The sequence below is a fragment of the Streptomyces pseudovenezuelae genome, assembly GCF_001513955.1.
GTDB lineage: Bacteria > Actinomycetota > Actinomycetes > Streptomycetales > Streptomycetaceae > Streptomyces > Streptomyces pseudovenezuelae.
Genome location: NZ_KQ948147.1, coordinates 506,397 through 523,493 on the forward strand (window position 1 = coordinate 506,397; position 17,097 = coordinate 523,493).

Below are 17,097 nucleotides of genomic sequence, written 5' to 3' on the forward strand. Positions count from 1 at the left end.
TGCCGCGCATGGTGGCGAACAAGCCCGAGCGGGCACTCGCGGAGCAGTGGCGGGACCTCCTCGCGCTGCACGCGCGCACGCAGTGCGAACTGGACCGCGCTCTCCATCAACACGGCCTGTGCGGCAGCGACTTCGAGGTGCTGGACGTCCTGGCCGACGGCGGCTGCGCCTACCGTGTGCAGGAGATCTCCGAGCGGGTCCACCTCAGTCAGAGCGCGCTGTCGCGGCTGATCGCCCGGCTGGAGAAGGACGGACTCGTCGAGCGCGGGATGTGCGCGGAGGACCGGCGCGGCGTACGCGTCTCGCTCACGGCCAAGGGGCGCGCGCTGCACCGTGACGCCCTGCCGGTGCAACGCGCGGTTCTCACCCGGATGTTGGAACCCTCCGCCTAGCTCACGGCGGACGTCTCCCGCCACAGCTCCGCGACCGACGCGTCCCCGGTCACCCGCGGGAGCGGCAGCCGGTTCCACAGCGCCAGATACAGTCGCGCGGCCGGCCCGGACACCTCGCAGTCGGCGTCCCCCGCCTCGCAGCGCTCGGTCGCGGGCGGCTCCTCGGTCAGGCGTACGGTCCACACGGCGTCGTCCGTGTCGCTCGCCCGCACTCGCAGCACCCGGGGCTCGGCACTGCGAACCCGGCTCTTCTCGCGGGCGTGGAAGCCGCGCAACAGCTCGTCGATGCCGTCGGCCGCGAAGTCCCGCCCCGGTTCCTCGGGGGTACCGCCGCGCGCCGCCTCCGCGTCGAAGCGGTGCACGGCCGTCTCGTGCGCCTGCCGCCGGGCCCAGAAGGCGAGCGGCGAGGGGGCGGGCAGGAAGTGCCAGCACCGCACGTCGGGCGCGGCGGAGTCCAGCGTGTCGACCAGGAGGCGGTGGCCGGTGCGGAACCAGGCCAGCAACTCGTCGCCGTCGAGGGCGGGTTCGTCGTCGAAGGGGCGGAAGCCGGTCAGCTCCTCGGCCACGAAGGCCCGCGCCCAGCGATGCACGGTGCCCGTGTGCCGCAGCAGGTCCCGCACCTGCCACTGCGGGCAGGTCGGCACCTTCGCGTCCGGGCCCGCCTGTTCGGCGGCCGCCGCGAGCAGCCGGCCTTCGCGGTCCAGGATCCGGATGAACTCGGGTGTCTCCATGGAAGAAGTGTGCCCGACGGGGCCGGCCGCCTGGCGGTGCCGACCTCCTGCGCTGCCGGTCCTCTGGCGGTGCCGACCCCCTGGCGGTGCCGGCACCCTGCCCCCGCCGGCTACCAGTCGCGGGCGGCCCGGAGCAGGTGGTCACGGACCAGCGCCACGTGCGGATTGCCGGAGGTGCCGGGGCGCTGCACCAGGAAGCCCGTGTTGATGGGCGGGTCGTCGGGGTCGTGCAGCAGGACCAGTGCCCCCGACGCCAGCTCCCCGGCGCACAGATAGCGGGGCAGCACGGTGATTCCGGCGCCCCCGGCCACCGCGGCCTTCACCCCGTTCAGGTCGGGCATGGTGAGCGCGGGCTGCCGTACCAGGCGTCGGCCGAAGACGTGCCGCCAGTAGCGGCGCACGATCGGCAGGTCCTCGGCGTAGGCCACGAGCGGGACGCCGTGCAGCGTGGCCGCGAGATGTTCCGGTGTGCCGATCCGCCGGGCCCAGGTGGGGGCGGCGACCAGGACGAACTCCTCGTCGTTGAGCGCGAGGGCGGTGAGCGTGCGGCCGCGCGGCCGGAACGTGGCGATCACCAGGTCGTGGCGGCCCGCCCGCAGGTCGTCCAGGAGGGGATCGGTCAGGCCCGGCGTGACGCGCAGCCGTACGCCCTTGTCCACCAGGGGCGCGAGCCCGGGCAGGACGCACCGGGAGAGCAGCTCGGCCGGACCGGCGAGGTGCACCGGCTCGGCCGGGGCGTCCTCCGCGCTCCCGGCGGGCCCCGCCACCGCGGCGAGCGAGTCCAGGGGCTCCACGACCCGGGCGGCGAGCTCGTCCGCGTACGGTGCCGGGGTCACCCCCCGCGCCCGGCGCTCGAACAGCTCGCGGTCCAACTGTCTTTCCAGAGTGCGGATCTGGGTGGTGACGGTGGGCTGGGACAGGCCGAGGAGGCGAGCGGCCGCGGTGAAGGAGCCGGTGCGGTACACGCTCAGGAAGGTCCGCAGCAGGTTCAGGTCCAGCGGCGCGCCCACGGCCTGGCCCGCATCCTCCGGAGAGCCATTGGAGTTCCTATCCCTCATATGCGTGAGCCTATTGGATTTCTATGGCAGGGCAGAGCTACGGTCTCACCATGTCGAAGATCCTCTTTGTGATGACCGGTGCCGACCGATGGACCCTGGCCGACGGCACCCAGCACCCGACCGGCTTCTGGGCCGAGGAGGCCGTCGCCCCGTACGAGGCCTTCAAGGCCGCGGGCCACGAGATCGTCGTGGCCACCCCGGGCGGGGTCGTGCCGACCGTGGACAAGGGCAGCCTCGCGGCCGAGGCCAACGGCGGACAGGAGAACGCCGACCGCATCGCCGGCGTGCTCTCCTCGGCCACCGAACTCCAGCACCCGCTTCGGCTGGACGAGGTGAACCTCGACGACTACGCGGCCGTCTTCTACCCCGGCGGCCACGGACCCATGGAGGACCTCGCCGTCGACGCGGACTCCGGCCGACTGCTCACCCGTGCCCTGGAGAGCGGCAGGCCCCTCGGAGTGGTCTGCCACGCCCCGGCCGCACTGCTCGCCGCGACCAGGGCGGACGGCTCCAATGTGTTCGCGGGACGCCGCGTGGCCGCCTTCACCAACGCCGAGGAGACCCAGGCGGGCCTCGCCGACAAGGCGAAGTGGCTGCTCCAGGACCGGCTCACCGAGGCCGGCGTCCAGGTCGAGGTGGCCGAGCCGTGGGCTCCGCACGTGATCGTCGACGGCAACCTGGTGACCGGGCAGAACCCGGCGTCCTCCGCACCGCTCGCCGCGGAACTGCTGAAGAAGCTGGGCTGAGCGAAGCGCGCGGTGCCTGACGGGGCGGGGCCGAGTCTCTGAGGCTCCTCAAGTCGCTTGTCGGCCACGGAACATCACCGACACGATGGTCCGCATGTCGGTAATCGCGGGACTGAACAAGAAACACAACTTCGTGCTGGTCGTCCGGGACGCGGACGTCGTCGGAGCCGCCCTGCGCCAGGCGCTGGACGAGGCCCCGCCCGAGGAGCGTCCCGGGCTGGAACGCGCCATGGCGCTCGTCGAGTCCACCGCCGCGGCCGCCGAGACCGTGCTGCGCGCCCGCTGGGTCCGCTCCCGGCTGGCCGCCGTCGGCTTCACGGGTGACATCAGCTCCGTCGCGGCGGTGCGGGCCCTGCGCAAGGCGGAGCCGAAGCTGAGCCTGCTGGCGGCCGTGGAGCTGCAGAAGGACGCGGTGGCTCACCCTGAGTGAGCGGTGGCTCATCCTGAGTGAAACGGGGTGAGCCGGAGTGTTTCGGGTGGGTTCTGAACCGGCGGGCGCCGGAGTGCTCCGGAGGAGCCCGGCTGGGGTGGGATCCGGAGAGCGGGGCATCGGCCCGTTCCCCCGGGTGGCGGCGACGGCCTTCCGTGGCGCGGAGGGCGCCCGCCATGAGCTCTCGGGCCCGTTGGCCGTGGTCAAGCCGCTGCCGCGCGCCGGGTCACCGCCGCGATGACCGCCGCGGTGGCGGCCAGCGCAGCGACGCTGGTGAGCGCGGCGGGCAGGGAGAACCAGTCGGCCATGAAGCCGATGGCGGGCGGGCCGAGCAGCATGCCGCCGTAGCCGAGGGTGGAGGCGACGGCGACGCCGTCGGGTCCGGCCAGCCGGCCCGCACGCTCGACGGCGACGGGGAAGAGGTTGGCCAGGCCGAGCCCGGTGATCATGAAGCCGAGCAGTGCCGCCCAGACGGAGGGGGCGAGGGCGCCGAGCAGCATGCCGAGCGCGGCCGTGGTGCCGCCGCCCACGAGCGTACGGGTCTGGCCGAGTCGTTCGAGCAGCCTGGTGCCGGTCAGCCTGCCGATGGTCATGGCGAGCGCGAAACACGAGTAACCGACCGCCGCGACGCCGGCCGTGGCGTCCAGGTCGTGCTCCAGGTGCAGGGCACTCCAGTCGGCCAGGGCCCCCTCGCCGTAGGCCGTGCACAGGGCGATCAGGCCGAAGGTGAAGACGAGGCCGCGGGTGCGGGTGTGGGTGCGGTCGCGGTCGCGGGAAGAGGCGGGGGCGGGGGCGGGGCTGCCCGGCGGGCGGGGCGCGGCCTTCTGCTCGGTCGTGTCCGGTGTGGGTGCCGGGGGCTGGATGCGCAGCAGGGTGCGGCCCGCGACGGCGGTGACGAGCAGGCCGATCACGGTGAGGCCGAGCAGATGCCGCGTGGGGGACAGGCCGCCGGCGACCAGCCCGCCGAGCCCGGCACCGAGCATGCCGCCCAGGCTGAAGGCCGCGTGGAAGCTGGGCATGATGGGCCGCCGCAGCGCGCCCACCAGATCGACCGCGGCGCTGTTGAAAGCGACGTTGATGCTGCCGTACGCGGCCCCGAAGACCAGCAGTACGGCGCCGAGGGCCGGCGCGGAGTGGGTCAGCGGCGGCAGGGCGACGCTGAGGGACAGCAGCACGGCGCAGACGACGGTGACCCGGTGGGTGCCGTAACGGCGGCACAGCCGTCCCGTGAGCATCATGGTGATCACCGCACCGGCCGAGACGCCGAGCAGGGCGAGGCCGAGGGCGCTGGCGGAGGCGCCGGTCTGCTCCTTGATCGCGGGGATGCGGACGACCCACCCGGCGAACACGAAGCCGTCGAGGGCGAAGAAGACGGTCAGGGCGATACGGAGTCGGGTGAGGGAGTTGTCCGGCGCGGCTGTGCGGGTTCGCGTTTTGTTTATTGGCGGCACAAAGTCAGCGTAGGTGTGTGCTCGATTGTCGGCAAGGGTGTTCGGGTGAGCGGCGGTGCCGGCCCACTGGTGGTGCGACCGAGACGAACGCCCCCACATCCGGGCCCGCATCGGTGGCCACCGTCACCGCCGTCATCGGATCTGCACCCGCCTGCATGCCAACTTCACGCCGTTACTCGTGAGTCGGGCGCGGTGGCGTTGGATGCTGGATGTCACGGAGCTGTCGGATGGTCGGCTCACGGCGGTTGCTTGTGAGCGGGAGGAGCGCTCCAGGTGGTTCTTGGCGCACGTGGTGACATGGTGGGGACAGGCACGGGTGCGGTCGAGATCGCGCGGCTCGGTGGGCTGTGGCGGGTGACCAGGCCCTGGCATCCGGGGCTGCGGCCGTACTTGCGCAGCTACGTCGGTTACTGGGAAGCGGTGGCCACGCCGTACGAGGCCCGACTGGTGCCGACCGGGAGCGCGACCCTGTTGATCAGTCTCGCGGAGCCGTTCTCGCAGGTGCGGCGGCTCGGTGTGCGGGGCGGGGGCAGCGGGCGTATCGGGTCGCTCGTGGTGGGGCTGGAGGACCGGCCCGCGATCTGCACGCATCCCGGTGGCCAGGAGGCGATCCGGGTGGAATTCACACCGCTGGGCGCGTATCGGCTGTTCGGCATGCCGATGAGCGAGTTGACGAACCTGGCCGTCGAGATACGGGACGTCCTGGGGCCCGAGGCCGGCGTGCTGGTGGAGCGGATGGCGGCCACACCGGACTGGGCCGCCAGGTTCGACCTGCTGGACATGGCGCTGCTCACCCGGCTCGAGTACGGTCCGTCGCCCACGCCCGAGGTGGCGCAGGCCTGGCACCTGCTCTCCGGGAGCGCGGGAGCGATCCCGATCGCCCGGATCGCCGCCGAAGTGGGCTGGAGCCAGGGGTACTTGATCCGCCGGTTCACCCAGCAGATCGGCCTCGCACCCAAGGCGTCCGCCCGGGTGCTGCGCTTCCGCCACGCCGTGGCGCTGCTCGGTCGCGGGGCCGCGAGTCTGACCGAGGTCTCCACGGCCTGCGGCTTCTACGATCAGGCGCACCTGAACCGTGAGTTCCGGGCCATCGCGGGGACCACGCCGGGACGGATGGTGGCCGCGCGCCGGGTGGAGGGGGCGATGGCTCTGTCCGGGAGTGCAAATTCTTCCAAGACCGCGACGGGGACGGGCCGGTAGCGTCCCCGTTGGTACAACCGACGGCCGGTCGGATGGCGCGGGGGACCGTCCGACCGGCACGGGCATCCGCCGGGGCGTCTCTGTCGACGTGGGTCCGGATCGGCCTCAACGGCAGCCGGTCGCAGATGAGTTGGGCCGCTCGGCGTCGGTCCGTCATGTCTCCGGAGCAACGGGTCGACGACGAGAGGACTGCCCGGGGCGCGTCGCGGGGGCACGGCGGACTCCGTGGGCCCCTCGGGTGCGGGACCGTATGGACGCATCGCCCGGCCGAGGGCGCCCCGACCGTCGTCGCTCTCGGCCGTGAAGCAGCAGCGCCGATTCGATCTGCGAGCGCATCTGCCGCAGCACGGCCCCCTGTGAGCCTGGACTCTGGCACTGGCGCTGGGCAACTGATCGCGTCGACGGCAGGTGTCTCGGAGCGCGGGTCGAACCCGAACCCGGCGATCCCGGCCACCGCCTCCTCCCGGTTGACCGAGTGACCACGCGCCCGTACCTCCGCGAGATCGGTCGGCAGAGCGCCCCGGCTGGTGTGTGTGTTGGTCGTGTACGCCCGCAACGGCGTTTCGCTGAACGGGAGTTCGCCATCGGCGCGCTCCGCAAGCGGCGCATGCCCGTCGCCCCCGCGACCGGCCCGGTGCCCGGCACGCCAGCGTGCCCGGTAACTCGCTGGCCCGCGCGGCTGAGCGTGCGCAGGTTCTCGTGCGCCTCGCGGGGCCAGGTGGGCAAGGTGCGAACGGTCCGATCGCGCGAGTTGACTGGTCTCGCCGAGTGGGTCCAACGCTGCGTCGAGATACGGCACTTGGAGCACCGCGACGGTGCGGACCACCGACTCGGCCTCGGGTGCGCCTGGAGGCCGCGAGACGTACTGGTGAGAGGCAGTGTCCCGACCCTGTGCTATTCGGTGTACTGGCGCAGAGCACTTGTGCCGTTGCTGTCGTACTTCCTGAGACCACGGTCATGGCCGGTCGGGGAGGGTTCGCTGAACGCCTCGGCAAAGCAAGCCAATTGGGGCTGTGGGATCTTGGGGCATAGGTTGACGGCATGGTGCAGGGGGCGGACTCCGCGGCGCAGACCATGCCGCAGGGGCAACAGACGAGGGGGCGGCGTACCGCCCAGCAGAAGAAGGACACGGGCGGGCTGGCTCGTTCCTCCTTGTTGATGGCTATCGGCACGGTGGTGTCCCGAGCGACGGGACTGATCCGTCAAATGCTACAAGCCGCAGCGCTCGGGACGGGCTTGCTGGCCAGTACCTACAACACGGCGAACACGGTGCCAACGAGCCTGTACACGCTGCTGATCGGCGGCGCGCTCAATGCCGTGCTGGTGCCGCAGCTGGTGCGGGCCAGGGCGACGCAACCTGATGGCGGACGTGCTTACGAGCAGCGTCTGGTCACGCTCGTGGTGTGCGTGTTGGGCGTGGGGACGGCCCTGGCAGTGTGGACGGCGCCGCAGATCGTGGGCCTGTACATGCGGGACACCCCGGACAGTCATGAGGCGTTCGAGCTGACGGTGACGTTCGCGCGGTTCCTGTTGCCGCAGATCTTCTTCTACGGGCTGTTCAGCATGTACGGGCAGGTGTTGAACGCCCGCGAGAAGTTCGGCGCGATGATGTGGACCCCGGTGCTGAACAATGTCGTGCTGATCGGCATGTTCGCCGCCTATCTGGGGCTGATGGCGGTGCCCGACCGGGTGGAGGACATCACCTCCGACCAGGTGTGGTTGCTGGGAGTAGGGACGACGGCGGGCATCGCCGTGCAGGCTCTGGCGCTCATTCCGTTCGCGCGGGCGGCGGGTTTCCGATTCCGGCCGCGGTTCGACTGGCGGGGCACCGGTTTGGCCAAGAGTGTTCACGCGGCGAAGTGGACCCTGTTGTTCGTCCTGGCCAACCAGGTCGCCCTGACGGTGGTGACGAACTACGCCAATGCGGCCGACCAGGAACTGCCGCAGGCTGGCGCGGGCTACTCGGCTTACACATACGCGCAAACCATTTGGATGCTGCCGCAGTCGATCGTGACGGTCTCCCTGGTGACGGCGCTGTTGCCGCGTATGAGCCGGGCCGTCGCTGAGGGGCGCATCCCGGATCTGCGCGCGGACCTGTCTCGAGTGCTGCGGATCAGCGGCGTGGTCATCGTGCCGGCCGCCTTCCTCTTCCTCGCCTTGGGGCCGCAGATCGCGACGCTGCTGTTCGCCCACGGAGCGGCGGACGCCGACTCAGTCCGGCCGTTGGGGTACATGCTCCAGGCGTTCGGGCTCGGCCTCATCCCGTTCTCTGCCCAGTACCTGCTGTTGCGCGGCTTCTACGCGTTCGAGGACACCCGCACTCCCTTCTTGATTGCGGCCTGGATCGCGGGCATGAACATTGCCCTGGTCACCGCCTGCCACATGCTGCTGCCTGCCCGGTGGGCGGTGGTCGGCATGGCCGGCGCCTACACCCTCTCCTACGTGGCCGGGCTCGCCCTCACCGCGTATCTGCTGCGCAAGCGGCTCGGGGGGCGTATCGACGACGGTGGTCTGCGCCGCACCTACCCAAAACTGTTCTGCGCCGCGGGTCCGGCTGCAGGGCTGGGCTGGGTTGCGGCGCGTGCGTGCGCGGGCCTGGGAAGTGGAACGTGGCCTACTGCCGTCGCGCTGGCTGTCGGGGCGCTCGCGACAGCTCTGGTGTACCTCCTTCTCGCCAGGCTGATGAAGGTCAGCGAGTTGCGTCGCCTACCGGGGATGCACTGAGTCGAGGGACCGGCCTGTGGTGGTCTGCTGTTCGATGAGACGAGCCAGCGTCGGCGGCAGGAGCACGGCGTTCTCGTCGAAGGTGAAGTAGGCGCCGCGCTCGTCCTGGTGGAAACGGCCGGTCGTCAGGTGGACGATGCGGATGAGGGGCAGGCCGTAGGGCCGGATCAAGGCGCCGACGATCCGAAGTTCCAGAGGCAGTGAGGCGTCCGTCAGGCCTCGACGGGAGCTGCTCCTGGTGGTCCTCGTCGTCAAGGAAGAGCACCGGCATGCTCATAGGGCGCCCGGGTTACTCCAGGTTCTGGGTCAGGCCGCAGGTCGGATCTCGTTGCCGTCGCCGGTGGCGGCGTTGAGCGAGCAACGTCCGCGGTCTGCGCGTCGGCGGGCGTCACGGATGACGAACCACTCGGCGAAGGGCCGATTGATCTCTGTGTGCGGCGGGTGTGCACCGGAAGGTCGCGGACGTGGCCCGTGGCCGCGTCCTGGGGCAGGTCATCGAGGAGTGCGTGGGTGATTTCCCCGTGGCCGGCGGACAGCGTGGCCAGGAGGCGGGCGCTCGGGCTGCGGCGGAGCTACGCCAGAACATACCGGGGACTAGGGGCTGTGGCGGGGGCTTCGGCAAGCGGAGCGAGCGCGGGGGTGACCTGTCCGTCCTCGTCGGCGAGGAGATTGTGGACACGGTCGCTGGCCCCACATTCCAGGCAGCGTCCATCACCGAGGATGTCGCCCGGGGTGCCGCATCGGCGGCAGGAGAAAACGATGTCGGTGCCGCAGCCTGGGCCGCAGGTTTTGCCGCCGTCGTCGTTGAGGCCGCCCCGTACGCGGGTGACACCGCAGAGGGAGCAGGGCTCTGGGTTGCGTCGGCGCCTGGAGTAGCAGGGGGAGCAAAAGGGGCCGATCGCCAGGTGGTGACTGCGGCCTTCTTGCCGCGTCTGCAGCCGACGCATCGACGCATCGACGCATCGACCGGGGGCGCAGAGAGCGGCTCCTCCAACTCTCTTGCTGTGGGCGCCAGCACGGAAGCGTCCGCAGACGATGCATACCCCTTCGAAGGTGTAACAGCGATGGCAGACGCCGGGTTCACCGTCCTTCCCACGCTTGGCGAGCTGCGTCAGTTGACGGCGGACGCACTCACGCTCGGGGTAGCCGGCGCAGTTGCTGTCGCGCGGGCACGCCCAGCCCGTCGGAGGGTTCACGCAGGCTCGCAGGCAGTTCGCCTCGGGCTTCCGGCACTTCGAGCACCGCGAAGGTACGGACCGGTGACTCGCCCTGGGGCGCGCCTGGACGCCGCGAGACGGCCCGCGCGATCGACAGGCGATTCGCGCAGACCCATTGACCGCCGGTGATCCATCCATCTAGCCTCCGTCCTCATATGTAGATGGTGTTTTTGTATGAGGATCGCGTTCAGTGGGGTGACTCCGTGGAGTGCTCCGGTGAACTCCTCTCACCGCCCTGCCAGTTCAAGGGAGAACTGACACATGCCGCTCGTCGTGGTCGGGATCAGCGTTCTCGTCCTGCTCTTTCTGATGACGAAGCTGAGACTGAACGGCTTCGCCGCCCTCCTCCTGGTCGCCGTGGGCGTCGCCCTCGTACAGGGCATCGGCCTGGAGGACATCCCCGACGTCCTCTCCGAGGGGATCGGGGACCAGATCGGCGACACGATGCTCACCATCGGGCTCGGCGCCATGGTCGGCCGTGTGATGGGGGACTCCGGCGCCGCCCAACGCATCGCCGGCAAGCTCCTCGACGTGTGCGGCCCGCGCTGGGTGCAGGTCGCCATGGTGCTGTCCGCGATGCTCATCGGCGTGACCATGTTCTACGAGGTCGCCTTCGTGATTATCGTGCCGGTCGCCTTCACCCTCGTCCGGGTCACCCGGGCCAACCTGCTCTGGGTGGGCCTCCCGATGTCGATCGCCCTGTCCACCATGCACAGCTTCCTGCCGCCGCACCCGGGCCCCACGGCCGTCGCGGCCACCTTCCACGCCTCCGTCGGACTCACCCTGTTCTACGGCCTGTTCATCGCGGTCCCGGTCGGCGCGTTCATCGCCCTCCTCTGGCCGCGCCTGCCGTTCATCCGCCGTATGAACCCCGAGATCCCCAAGGGCCTGGTCAGTGAGCGGGTCTTCGAGGAGGAGGAGATGCCCGGCATGGGCTGGTCGCTGGCGGTGGCCCTGCTGCCCGTCGTGCTGATCGCCGGTGCCGCGGTGACCGACCTGGCCACCTCGGGGGACAGCGCAGGACTGCACTTCGTCGCGTTCATCGGCTCCGCGCCCATCGCCCTGCTGCTCACCCTGCTCGTCGCCGTGTGGGTGTTCGGGCCGCGGATGGGGCGCAGCCTCGCGGAGGTCAGCACCTCGTGCAAGGAGGCCGCCCAGGCCATGGCGATGATCCTGCTGGTCATCGGAGCGGGCGGCGCCTTCAAGAACGTCCTGGTCGAGGGCGGCATATCCGACTACATCAAGGACGCGACCGACAGCTGGTCCGTCTCCCCGCTCATCCTGGGCTGGCTGATCGCGGCCATCCTCCGTATCGCCCTCGGCTCCGCGACCGTCGCCGTCGTCACCGCCTCCGGAGTGGCGCTGCCGCTGCTAGCGGGCGGCGGGGTCCACGCCGAAGTCATGGTGCTCGCGGTCTCCTGCGGGTCGATCGCCTTCTCGCACGTCAACGACCCGGGATTCTGGATGTTCAAGGAGTACTTCAACCTGTCCGTCATCGACGCGATCAAGGCACGCACCACCTATACGACGGTCCTCGCGATCCTGGGCCTCGGCGGTGTACTGATCCTGGAACAGGTGCTGGACACCCTCAACGTCTGACCTCCTGACCCCCCGCCTCACAGGAAGGGCACCGCCCCGCAATGAGCCAACCCGTCGTCACGAAGTTCTCCGTCCACCCGGTGGCCGGACACGACTCCATGCTTCTGAACCTCTCCGGCGCCCACGCCCCCTACTTCACCCGGAACGTCGTCGTCCTGGAGGACTCCGAGGGGCGTACCGGCCTCGGGGAGGTGCCGGGCGGCGACGGCATCACCCGGACCCTGCGCGACGCCGAGAGTCTGGTCGTCGGTGCCCGCGTCGGCGACTACAAACGTGTCCTGCGCGCGATCCACGACACCTTCGCCGACCGCGACTCGGGCGGCCGCGGCGCCCAGACCTTCGATCTCCGTACGACCGTGCACGCCGTCACCGCCGTCGAGTCGGCGCTCCTCGACCTCCTCGGCCAGCACCTCGACGTCCCGGTCGCCGCCCTGCTCGGCGATGGCCAACAACGCGATGCGGTACGGATGTTGGGCTACCTCTTCTACGTCGGTGACCCGGACCGCACCGACCTCGACTACGTCCGTGAACCCGGCGCGGACGTCGAGTGGTACCGCCTCCGGCGCGAGGAGGCGCTGACCCCCGAGGCGATCGTCCGCCAGGCCGAGGCCACCTACGACCGGTACGGCTTCCACGACTTCAAGCTCAAGGGCGGTGTCCTGCCCGGCAGTGAGGAGGTGAAGGCCGTGCACGCGCTCAAGGAGCGGTTCCCGGAGGCCCGCATCACCCTCGATCCGAACGGTGCCTGGTCCCTGCGCGAGGCGGTCGAGCTGTGCCGTCCGCTCGTCGGCACGCTCGCCTACGCCGAGGATCCCTGCGGTGCGGAAGGCGGTTACTCCGGCCGGGAGATTCTCGCGGAGTTCCGCCGGGCCACCGGGCTGCCCACGGCGACCAACATGATCGCCACGGACTGGCGGCAGCTGACCCACGCCCTCGCCCTGCAGTCGGTGTCCATCCCGCTCGCGGACCCGCACTTCTGGACCATGCAGGGCTCGGTCCGGGTCGCCCAGCTGTGCCACGAGATGGGCCTGACCTGGGGCTGTCACTCCAACAACCACTTCGACATCTCGCTGGCGATGATGACGCACTGCGGTGCCGCCGCCCCGGGTGAGTACAACGCCCTCGACACCCACTGGATCTGGCAGGAGGGCATGGAGCGGCTCACCGTCGAGCCACCGCGGATCACCGGCGGCGAAGTCGCCGTCCCGGACGCGCCGGGCCTCGGGGTCCGGCTGGACCGCGACCGGCTCCGGGCCGCCGAGGAACTGCACAAGGAGGTGGCCTCGGCGGGCCGTGACGATGCCGCGGGAATGCAGTACCTGATCAAGGACTGGACCTTCGACGCCAAGCGTCCCTGCCTCGTCCGCTGACGCGTCCGTGGCCAGTGCGCGGACGCGAGTGTTGAAGCGACCGGTCCCATCCCGTCCCATGCGCGGAAGCTTCCTGCCCCGCCCTGTCCCGTGCGCTGAGCCGGCCGGCGATGCTCCGTCGCCCGGGTGCCGGAATCGTTGACATGGCCAAGACACCTCATTAGCATCCGGGGCACTCCGGAAAGCGCTTTCCAGTTCATGCCTCGACTTTCCCCCCACGGGATCCACCCCCCCCCCACAAGAGGACCCCCACATGAACCCACGAAAGGCCGCGGGCGCCGTCGCGCTCGCCGCCGCGCTCCTGGCCGGTCCCGGTATCGCCCAGGCCGCCCCGGCCGCCGCGCCCGCACCCCACGGACAGGTCGCGGCGGCCACCATCACCTGGACCCTGGAGCGGGCGGGCAACCCCACCGCGGACCAGCAGTCGGCGTACACCCAGATCACCTCGGCCATGAACGCCGCGGTGGCCCGCTACAACAACCTCAGCGATCTGGGGAAGTCCCTCACCGTCCGCTACGACCCGAGCGTGCCCACCGCGGACGGCAACATCAACGGGACCATCCGCTTCGGCAGCAACCGCAGTTACATGACCGAGCGGACCGCTCTGCACGAGATCGCCCACACGATCGGCGTGGGCACGAGCTCGGGCTGGTCCTCGCACGGCGGCAACAGCGGCACCTGGACGGGCGCTCAGGCGACCGCCCTCGTGCGGCAGTACGACGGTTCCTCGGCCAAGTTGTCCACCGGCGGCGGCCACTTCTGGCCGTACGGCCTCAACTACGAGAACGAGTTCTCCGGTACGGCGGCCGACCGCCACGTGCGGATCGTCGAGGCGATGGTGCGTGACGGCCTGTGAGCTGAGGGGTTGATGTCCGGGGGCGAAAAACCGCTCCCGGACACGGTGTTCGGGCGCAGGGCAGGCCCCTGAGGGGAAGGGCCCATGTCGTCCGGCACCCCACCGCGCACTGGAGACTCCCTTGGACGTCCACGGCACACCCGACACTTCCCGGCCCGGCCCGCTCTCCCGCCGCAGATTCCTCCAGGCCGCCGGCGTCACCGCCACCGCCGTCGCGGCACCCGGTTCACCCGCCTCGGCCGCCCCCTCCCACCCGGTCACCCTCACCCTGACCGCCGCCACCGGTGGTTCCGCCACGCTCTCCCCGGCCGGCGACCGGCTCGTCGCCGAAGTGCAGAACGTGCTCTGGTCGATCCCGCGCACCGGCGGCACCGCCGTCGCGCTCACCCCGCCCGGCCTCGAACCCACCCGCCCGCAGTTCTCGCCCGACGGCAGCCGCCTCGTCGTGTGCGCCTACCGCGGCGGCGGCTTCCACCTGTGGACGCTGCGGCCCGACGGCGGTGAGGTACGGCAGCTGACCGACGGCCCCTGGGACGACCGCGGCCCCGCCTGGTCACCGGACGGCACCCGGATCGCCTTCGCCTCCGAGCGCGGCGGCGACACCGTGACCGGCAGTCCGTACCGCGTCTGGGTCGTCGACGTCCGTTCCGGAGCGCTCAACCGGCTCACCGGACACCCCGGACAGCAGGGCCCGGCGCAGGGCGGTGCCTGGGAGGACTTCGACCCCACCTGGTCGGCGGACGGCAAGCGCGTGCTGTTCGTGCGCGCGGCCGTCACCGCCACGGGCACCCTGCGCGCCGACACGGTGGCCTCGGTCGCGGCCGACGGCTCGGGGCCGGTCACCGTCGAGCACACCGACGACTCCGGCGCCCAGCTGATGACCCCGGCCGTCTCACCGCGCGGCCGCCTCGCGTATCTGCGCACGACGCCCGCACCCACCGCCTCCTGCGCCCTCGTCGTGGACGGCGCGCCCGTCGCCGTCGACGGTGACGTCCTGCCCGCCCCACCCCGCTGGACCGACGGCGAACGGCTCCTGCTCGCGGTGGACGGCCACTTCCGCCTCCTCGACCCCACGGCACCCGCGGCGGGGGAGGAGATCCCGTTCACGGCCGCGATGCCCGTGGAACGGCCCCGCTACCGCGGCAAGGCGTACGACTTCGAGGGCACCGGCATCCGGCGCGTGCGCTCCCTGCATCTGCCCGCGCTCTCGCCCGACGGCCGCAGCGTCGCGTTCGCCGCGCTCAACTCCCTCTGGACAGCCGGGACGTCGGGCGGGCGCCCGCCCCGCAAGGTTCTTCAGGTCCCGCACACCCGCTATGTGCTGGGACCGACCTGGACACCCGACGGCACGGGTCTTCTCTACGCGGACGACCGGGACGGACTGTTCGCCGTGCGCCGCCGCGACCTCGACTCCGGCGAGGAGACCGTGCTCGCCGACGGCGGCCGGGTCTTCCCCGCGCTCTCGCCCGACGGGACCCGGCTGGCCTGCCTGGACATGTCCGGCAACCTGGTCGTGCGCGACCTGCCCGACGGCGGCGAGCACACCCTCGCCGCCCCGCTCGGCGCGGGCGGGCTGCCCGGCCGCCCCAGCTGGTCTCCCGACGGCCGGTACGTCGCCCTGTGCGATCGCAACCGGCTCAACCAGCGCTTCCGCGAGGGCTACAACCTCATCCGGGTCGTCGACACCACCACCGGCACGGCCGCCCTGCATGCCCTCGCCCCGCACACCTCGCTGTCCGACCGCTACGACTCGGGGCCGGTCTGGTCGCCGGACGGCCGCTGGATGGCCGTCGTCGCCGAGTCCGCCCTGTGGCTGCTCCCGGTCCGCGCGGACGGCACCCCCGACGGGGAGCCGCGCCGCCTCACCACCGAGCCCGCCGACCACCCCTCCTGGTCGGCCGACGCCCGCACCCTGCTCTACCTCTCCGCGGGCACCCTGCGCCTGATCGACGTCCGCAGCGGCAAGGCCCGTACGGTCAAGGTGCCGTTGGACTACCGGCGTCCCCGTCCCGCCGACACCCTCGTGCACGCCGGCCAGTTCTGGGACGGCACCGGACCGGACGTCCGCGAGGACGTCGACGTCCTGATCCGAGACGGCCGTATCGCGGAGGTCTCCCCGCACCGCGCCGGGCGGCCGTCCGCACACCGCGTCGACGCGAGCGGGCGCACCGTGCTGCCGGGACTGTGGGACGCGCACACCCACCCCTGGCAGAGCACCTACGGCGGCCGGCAGACCGCGCTCCAACTCGCCTACGGCATCACGACCGCCGTCTCCCTGGGCGGCTTCGCCTACGAGCAGGCCCGCGTCCGCGAGGCCGTCGCCGCGGGCGCCCTCGCCGGGCCGCGGCTGCTGGCCACCGGCGAACTGCTCGACGGGGCCCGGGTCGCCTACAGCATGGGCCGCGCGCACCGCACCCCCGAGGGGCTGCGGCGCTCACTGGCGCGCGGGGCGGCGCTGGACTGGGACTTCGTGAAGACGTACGTCCGTGCCCCGGGCTGGGTGATGAAGGAGGCCGCCGACTTCGCGCACGAACGGCTCGGGGTGCGCAGCGGCAGCCACCTCCTGACGCCGGGTGTGCAGCTGGGCCAGGATCTGACGACCCATCTGCAGGCCACCCAGCGACTGGAGTTCGGGCACGCGACCACCGCCACGGGCCGTGCCTGGCAGGACGTCCAGGAGATCTACACCGAGGCGGGCTTCCATCTGATCGCCACTCCGTTCACCGCGCTCGCCCTGCTGGGCGCCGATCCCGCGCTCGCCGCGGACCGGGTCACCACGCTGATGCCGCCGTGGGACACCGCGCTGGTCCGGCAGCAGGCGGGACAGCCGCCCACCGCCGCCCAACTCGCCACGCTCGACCGGGAACTGGCCGTCTACCGGCGCCTCCTGGCCGACGGCGGGCTCGTCGCGCTCGGCACCGACCAGCCGCTCGTGCCGGTCGGCCTGCATCTGCACCTCGGCCTGCGGGCGCTGCACCGCGGCGGGCTCTCACCGGCCGAGACCCTGCGCACCGCCACCGTGCTGCCCGCCCGGGTGTTCGGCGCGGACGCCGACCTGGGCACGCTGGAGGAGGGCAAGCTCGCCGATCTCACGGTCGTGGACGGTGATCCCTTCACCGACTTCGACACCCTGGTCCGCACGGTCGCCGTGCTGCGCGGGGGTGTGCCCTTCGAGCAGGCGGATCTCGTGGACACCTTCGACTCCGTGCGGCGCTCGGGCACGCCCTCCCCTGTCCCGTCCGATGCGGAATGGCTCGAAGTGAGTCGCCGACTGCGGCGGGAGGGATGCTGCGATCCGGGGACCGCGCTGTGAGGGACAGTCG

General features: G+C 71.5%; 13 protein-coding genes. 9 read left to right on the forward strand and 4 right to left on the reverse strand.

Translation table 11 applies throughout. The annotated features are described in order from the left end of the window. Positions 1–8 precede the first annotated feature (8 nt). A complete protein-coding gene (locus tag AQI94_RS18615) occupies positions 9–392 on the forward strand; it encodes a MarR family winged helix-turn-helix transcriptional regulator (protein WP_031038823.1) in 384 nt (127 codons plus the stop codon). On the opposite strand, the gene AQI94_RS18620 is transcribed toward AQI94_RS18615, so the two are convergent. Continuing rightward, positions 389–1,123 carry a maleylpyruvate isomerase family mycothiol-dependent enzyme gene (locus AQI94_RS18620; RefSeq protein ID WP_031038821.1) on the reverse strand — a complete coding sequence of 245 codons (735 nt, stop codon included), beginning with the start codon at positions 1,121–1,123 and terminating at the stop codon, positions 389–391. The genes AQI94_RS18615 and AQI94_RS18620 overlap by 4 nt on opposite strands. A gap of 110 nt (positions 1,124–1,233) precedes the next feature. After that, positions 1,234–2,181 carry a LysR family transcriptional regulator gene (locus AQI94_RS18625; protein ID WP_031038817.1) on the reverse strand — a complete coding sequence of 316 codons (948 nt, stop codon included), beginning with the start codon at positions 2,179–2,181 and terminating at the stop codon, positions 1,234–1,236. Positions 2,182–2,231: 50 nt separating this feature from the next. Between AQI94_RS18625 and AQI94_RS18630 the strand changes: the two genes are divergently transcribed. Together AQI94_RS18630 and AQI94_RS18635 are read left to right on the forward strand one after the other, a co-directional pair. After that, the gene (locus AQI94_RS18630) at positions 2,232–2,927 is read left to right on the forward strand and encodes a type 1 glutamine amidotransferase domain-containing protein (RefSeq protein ID WP_031038814.1); all 696 of its coding nucleotides are present in this window, start codon (positions 2,232–2,234) and stop codon (positions 2,925–2,927) included. A gap of 94 nt (positions 2,928–3,021) precedes the next feature. Beyond that, on the forward strand, positions 3,022–3,357 hold the full coding sequence (locus tag AQI94_RS18635) for a hypothetical protein (protein ID WP_031038811.1): 336 nt from the start codon (positions 3,022–3,024) through the stop codon (positions 3,355–3,357). A 203-nt stretch (positions 3,358–3,560) separates the two neighbouring features. Here AQI94_RS18635 and AQI94_RS18640 read toward each other — a convergent pair whose 3' ends face one another. Next, on the reverse strand, positions 3,561–4,808 hold the full coding sequence (locus AQI94_RS18640) for an MFS transporter (RefSeq protein WP_031038810.1): 1,248 nt from the start codon (positions 4,806–4,808) through the stop codon (positions 3,561–3,563). A gap of 297 nt (positions 4,809–5,105) precedes the next feature. On the opposite strand from AQI94_RS18640, the gene AQI94_RS18645 reads away from it, so the two are divergent. Both AQI94_RS18645 and murJ read left to right on the forward strand, forming a co-directional pair. Further along, a complete protein-coding gene (locus AQI94_RS18645) occupies positions 5,106–6,008 on the forward strand; it encodes a helix-turn-helix domain-containing protein (protein ID WP_031038806.1) in 903 nt (300 codons plus the stop codon). 1,041 nt (positions 6,009–7,049) lie between these two features. Further along, positions 7,050–8,732: a murein biosynthesis integral membrane protein MurJ gene (gene murJ, locus AQI94_RS18650; protein WP_031038804.1), complete on the forward strand. Its 1,683-nt coding sequence runs from the start codon at positions 7,050–7,052 to the stop codon at positions 8,730–8,732. Here the strand turns inward: murJ and AQI94_RS18655 are convergent. Beyond that, positions 8,715–8,903 carry a hypothetical protein gene (locus tag AQI94_RS18655; RefSeq protein ID WP_030498833.1) on the reverse strand — a complete coding sequence of 63 codons (189 nt, stop codon included), beginning with the start codon at positions 8,901–8,903 and terminating at the stop codon, positions 8,715–8,717. The two genes, murJ and AQI94_RS18655, sit on opposite strands and share 18 nt — an antisense overlap. Positions 8,904–10,210: 1,307 nt before the next feature. On the opposite strand from AQI94_RS18655, the gene AQI94_RS18660 reads away from it, so the two are divergent. From AQI94_RS18660 to AQI94_RS18675, 4 genes are all read left to right on the forward strand, one after another. Beyond that, positions 10,211–11,548 (forward strand): gluconate:H+ symporter, encoded by a 1,338-nt coding sequence (locus tag AQI94_RS18660; RefSeq protein WP_031038801.1) that lies wholly within the window; start codon positions 10,211–10,213, stop codon positions 11,546–11,548. A gap of 41 nt (positions 11,549–11,589) precedes the next feature. Beyond that, positions 11,590–12,918, forward strand: a complete 1,329-nt coding sequence (locus AQI94_RS18665; protein ID WP_031038797.1) for an enolase C-terminal domain-like protein — start codon at positions 11,590–11,592, stop codon at positions 12,916–12,918. A 253-nt stretch (positions 12,919–13,171) separates the two neighbouring features. Beyond that, positions 13,172–13,774, forward strand: coding sequence for a hypothetical protein (locus AQI94_RS18670; protein ID WP_031038794.1), 603 nt, complete (start codon positions 13,172–13,174; stop codon positions 13,772–13,774). Between the two features lie 121 nt (positions 13,775–13,895). Beyond that, entirely contained in the window at positions 13,896–17,087 is a 3,192-nt protein-coding gene (locus AQI94_RS18675) for an amidohydrolase family protein (protein WP_031038790.1), read from the forward strand. Positions 17,088–17,097: the final 10 nt, after the last annotated feature.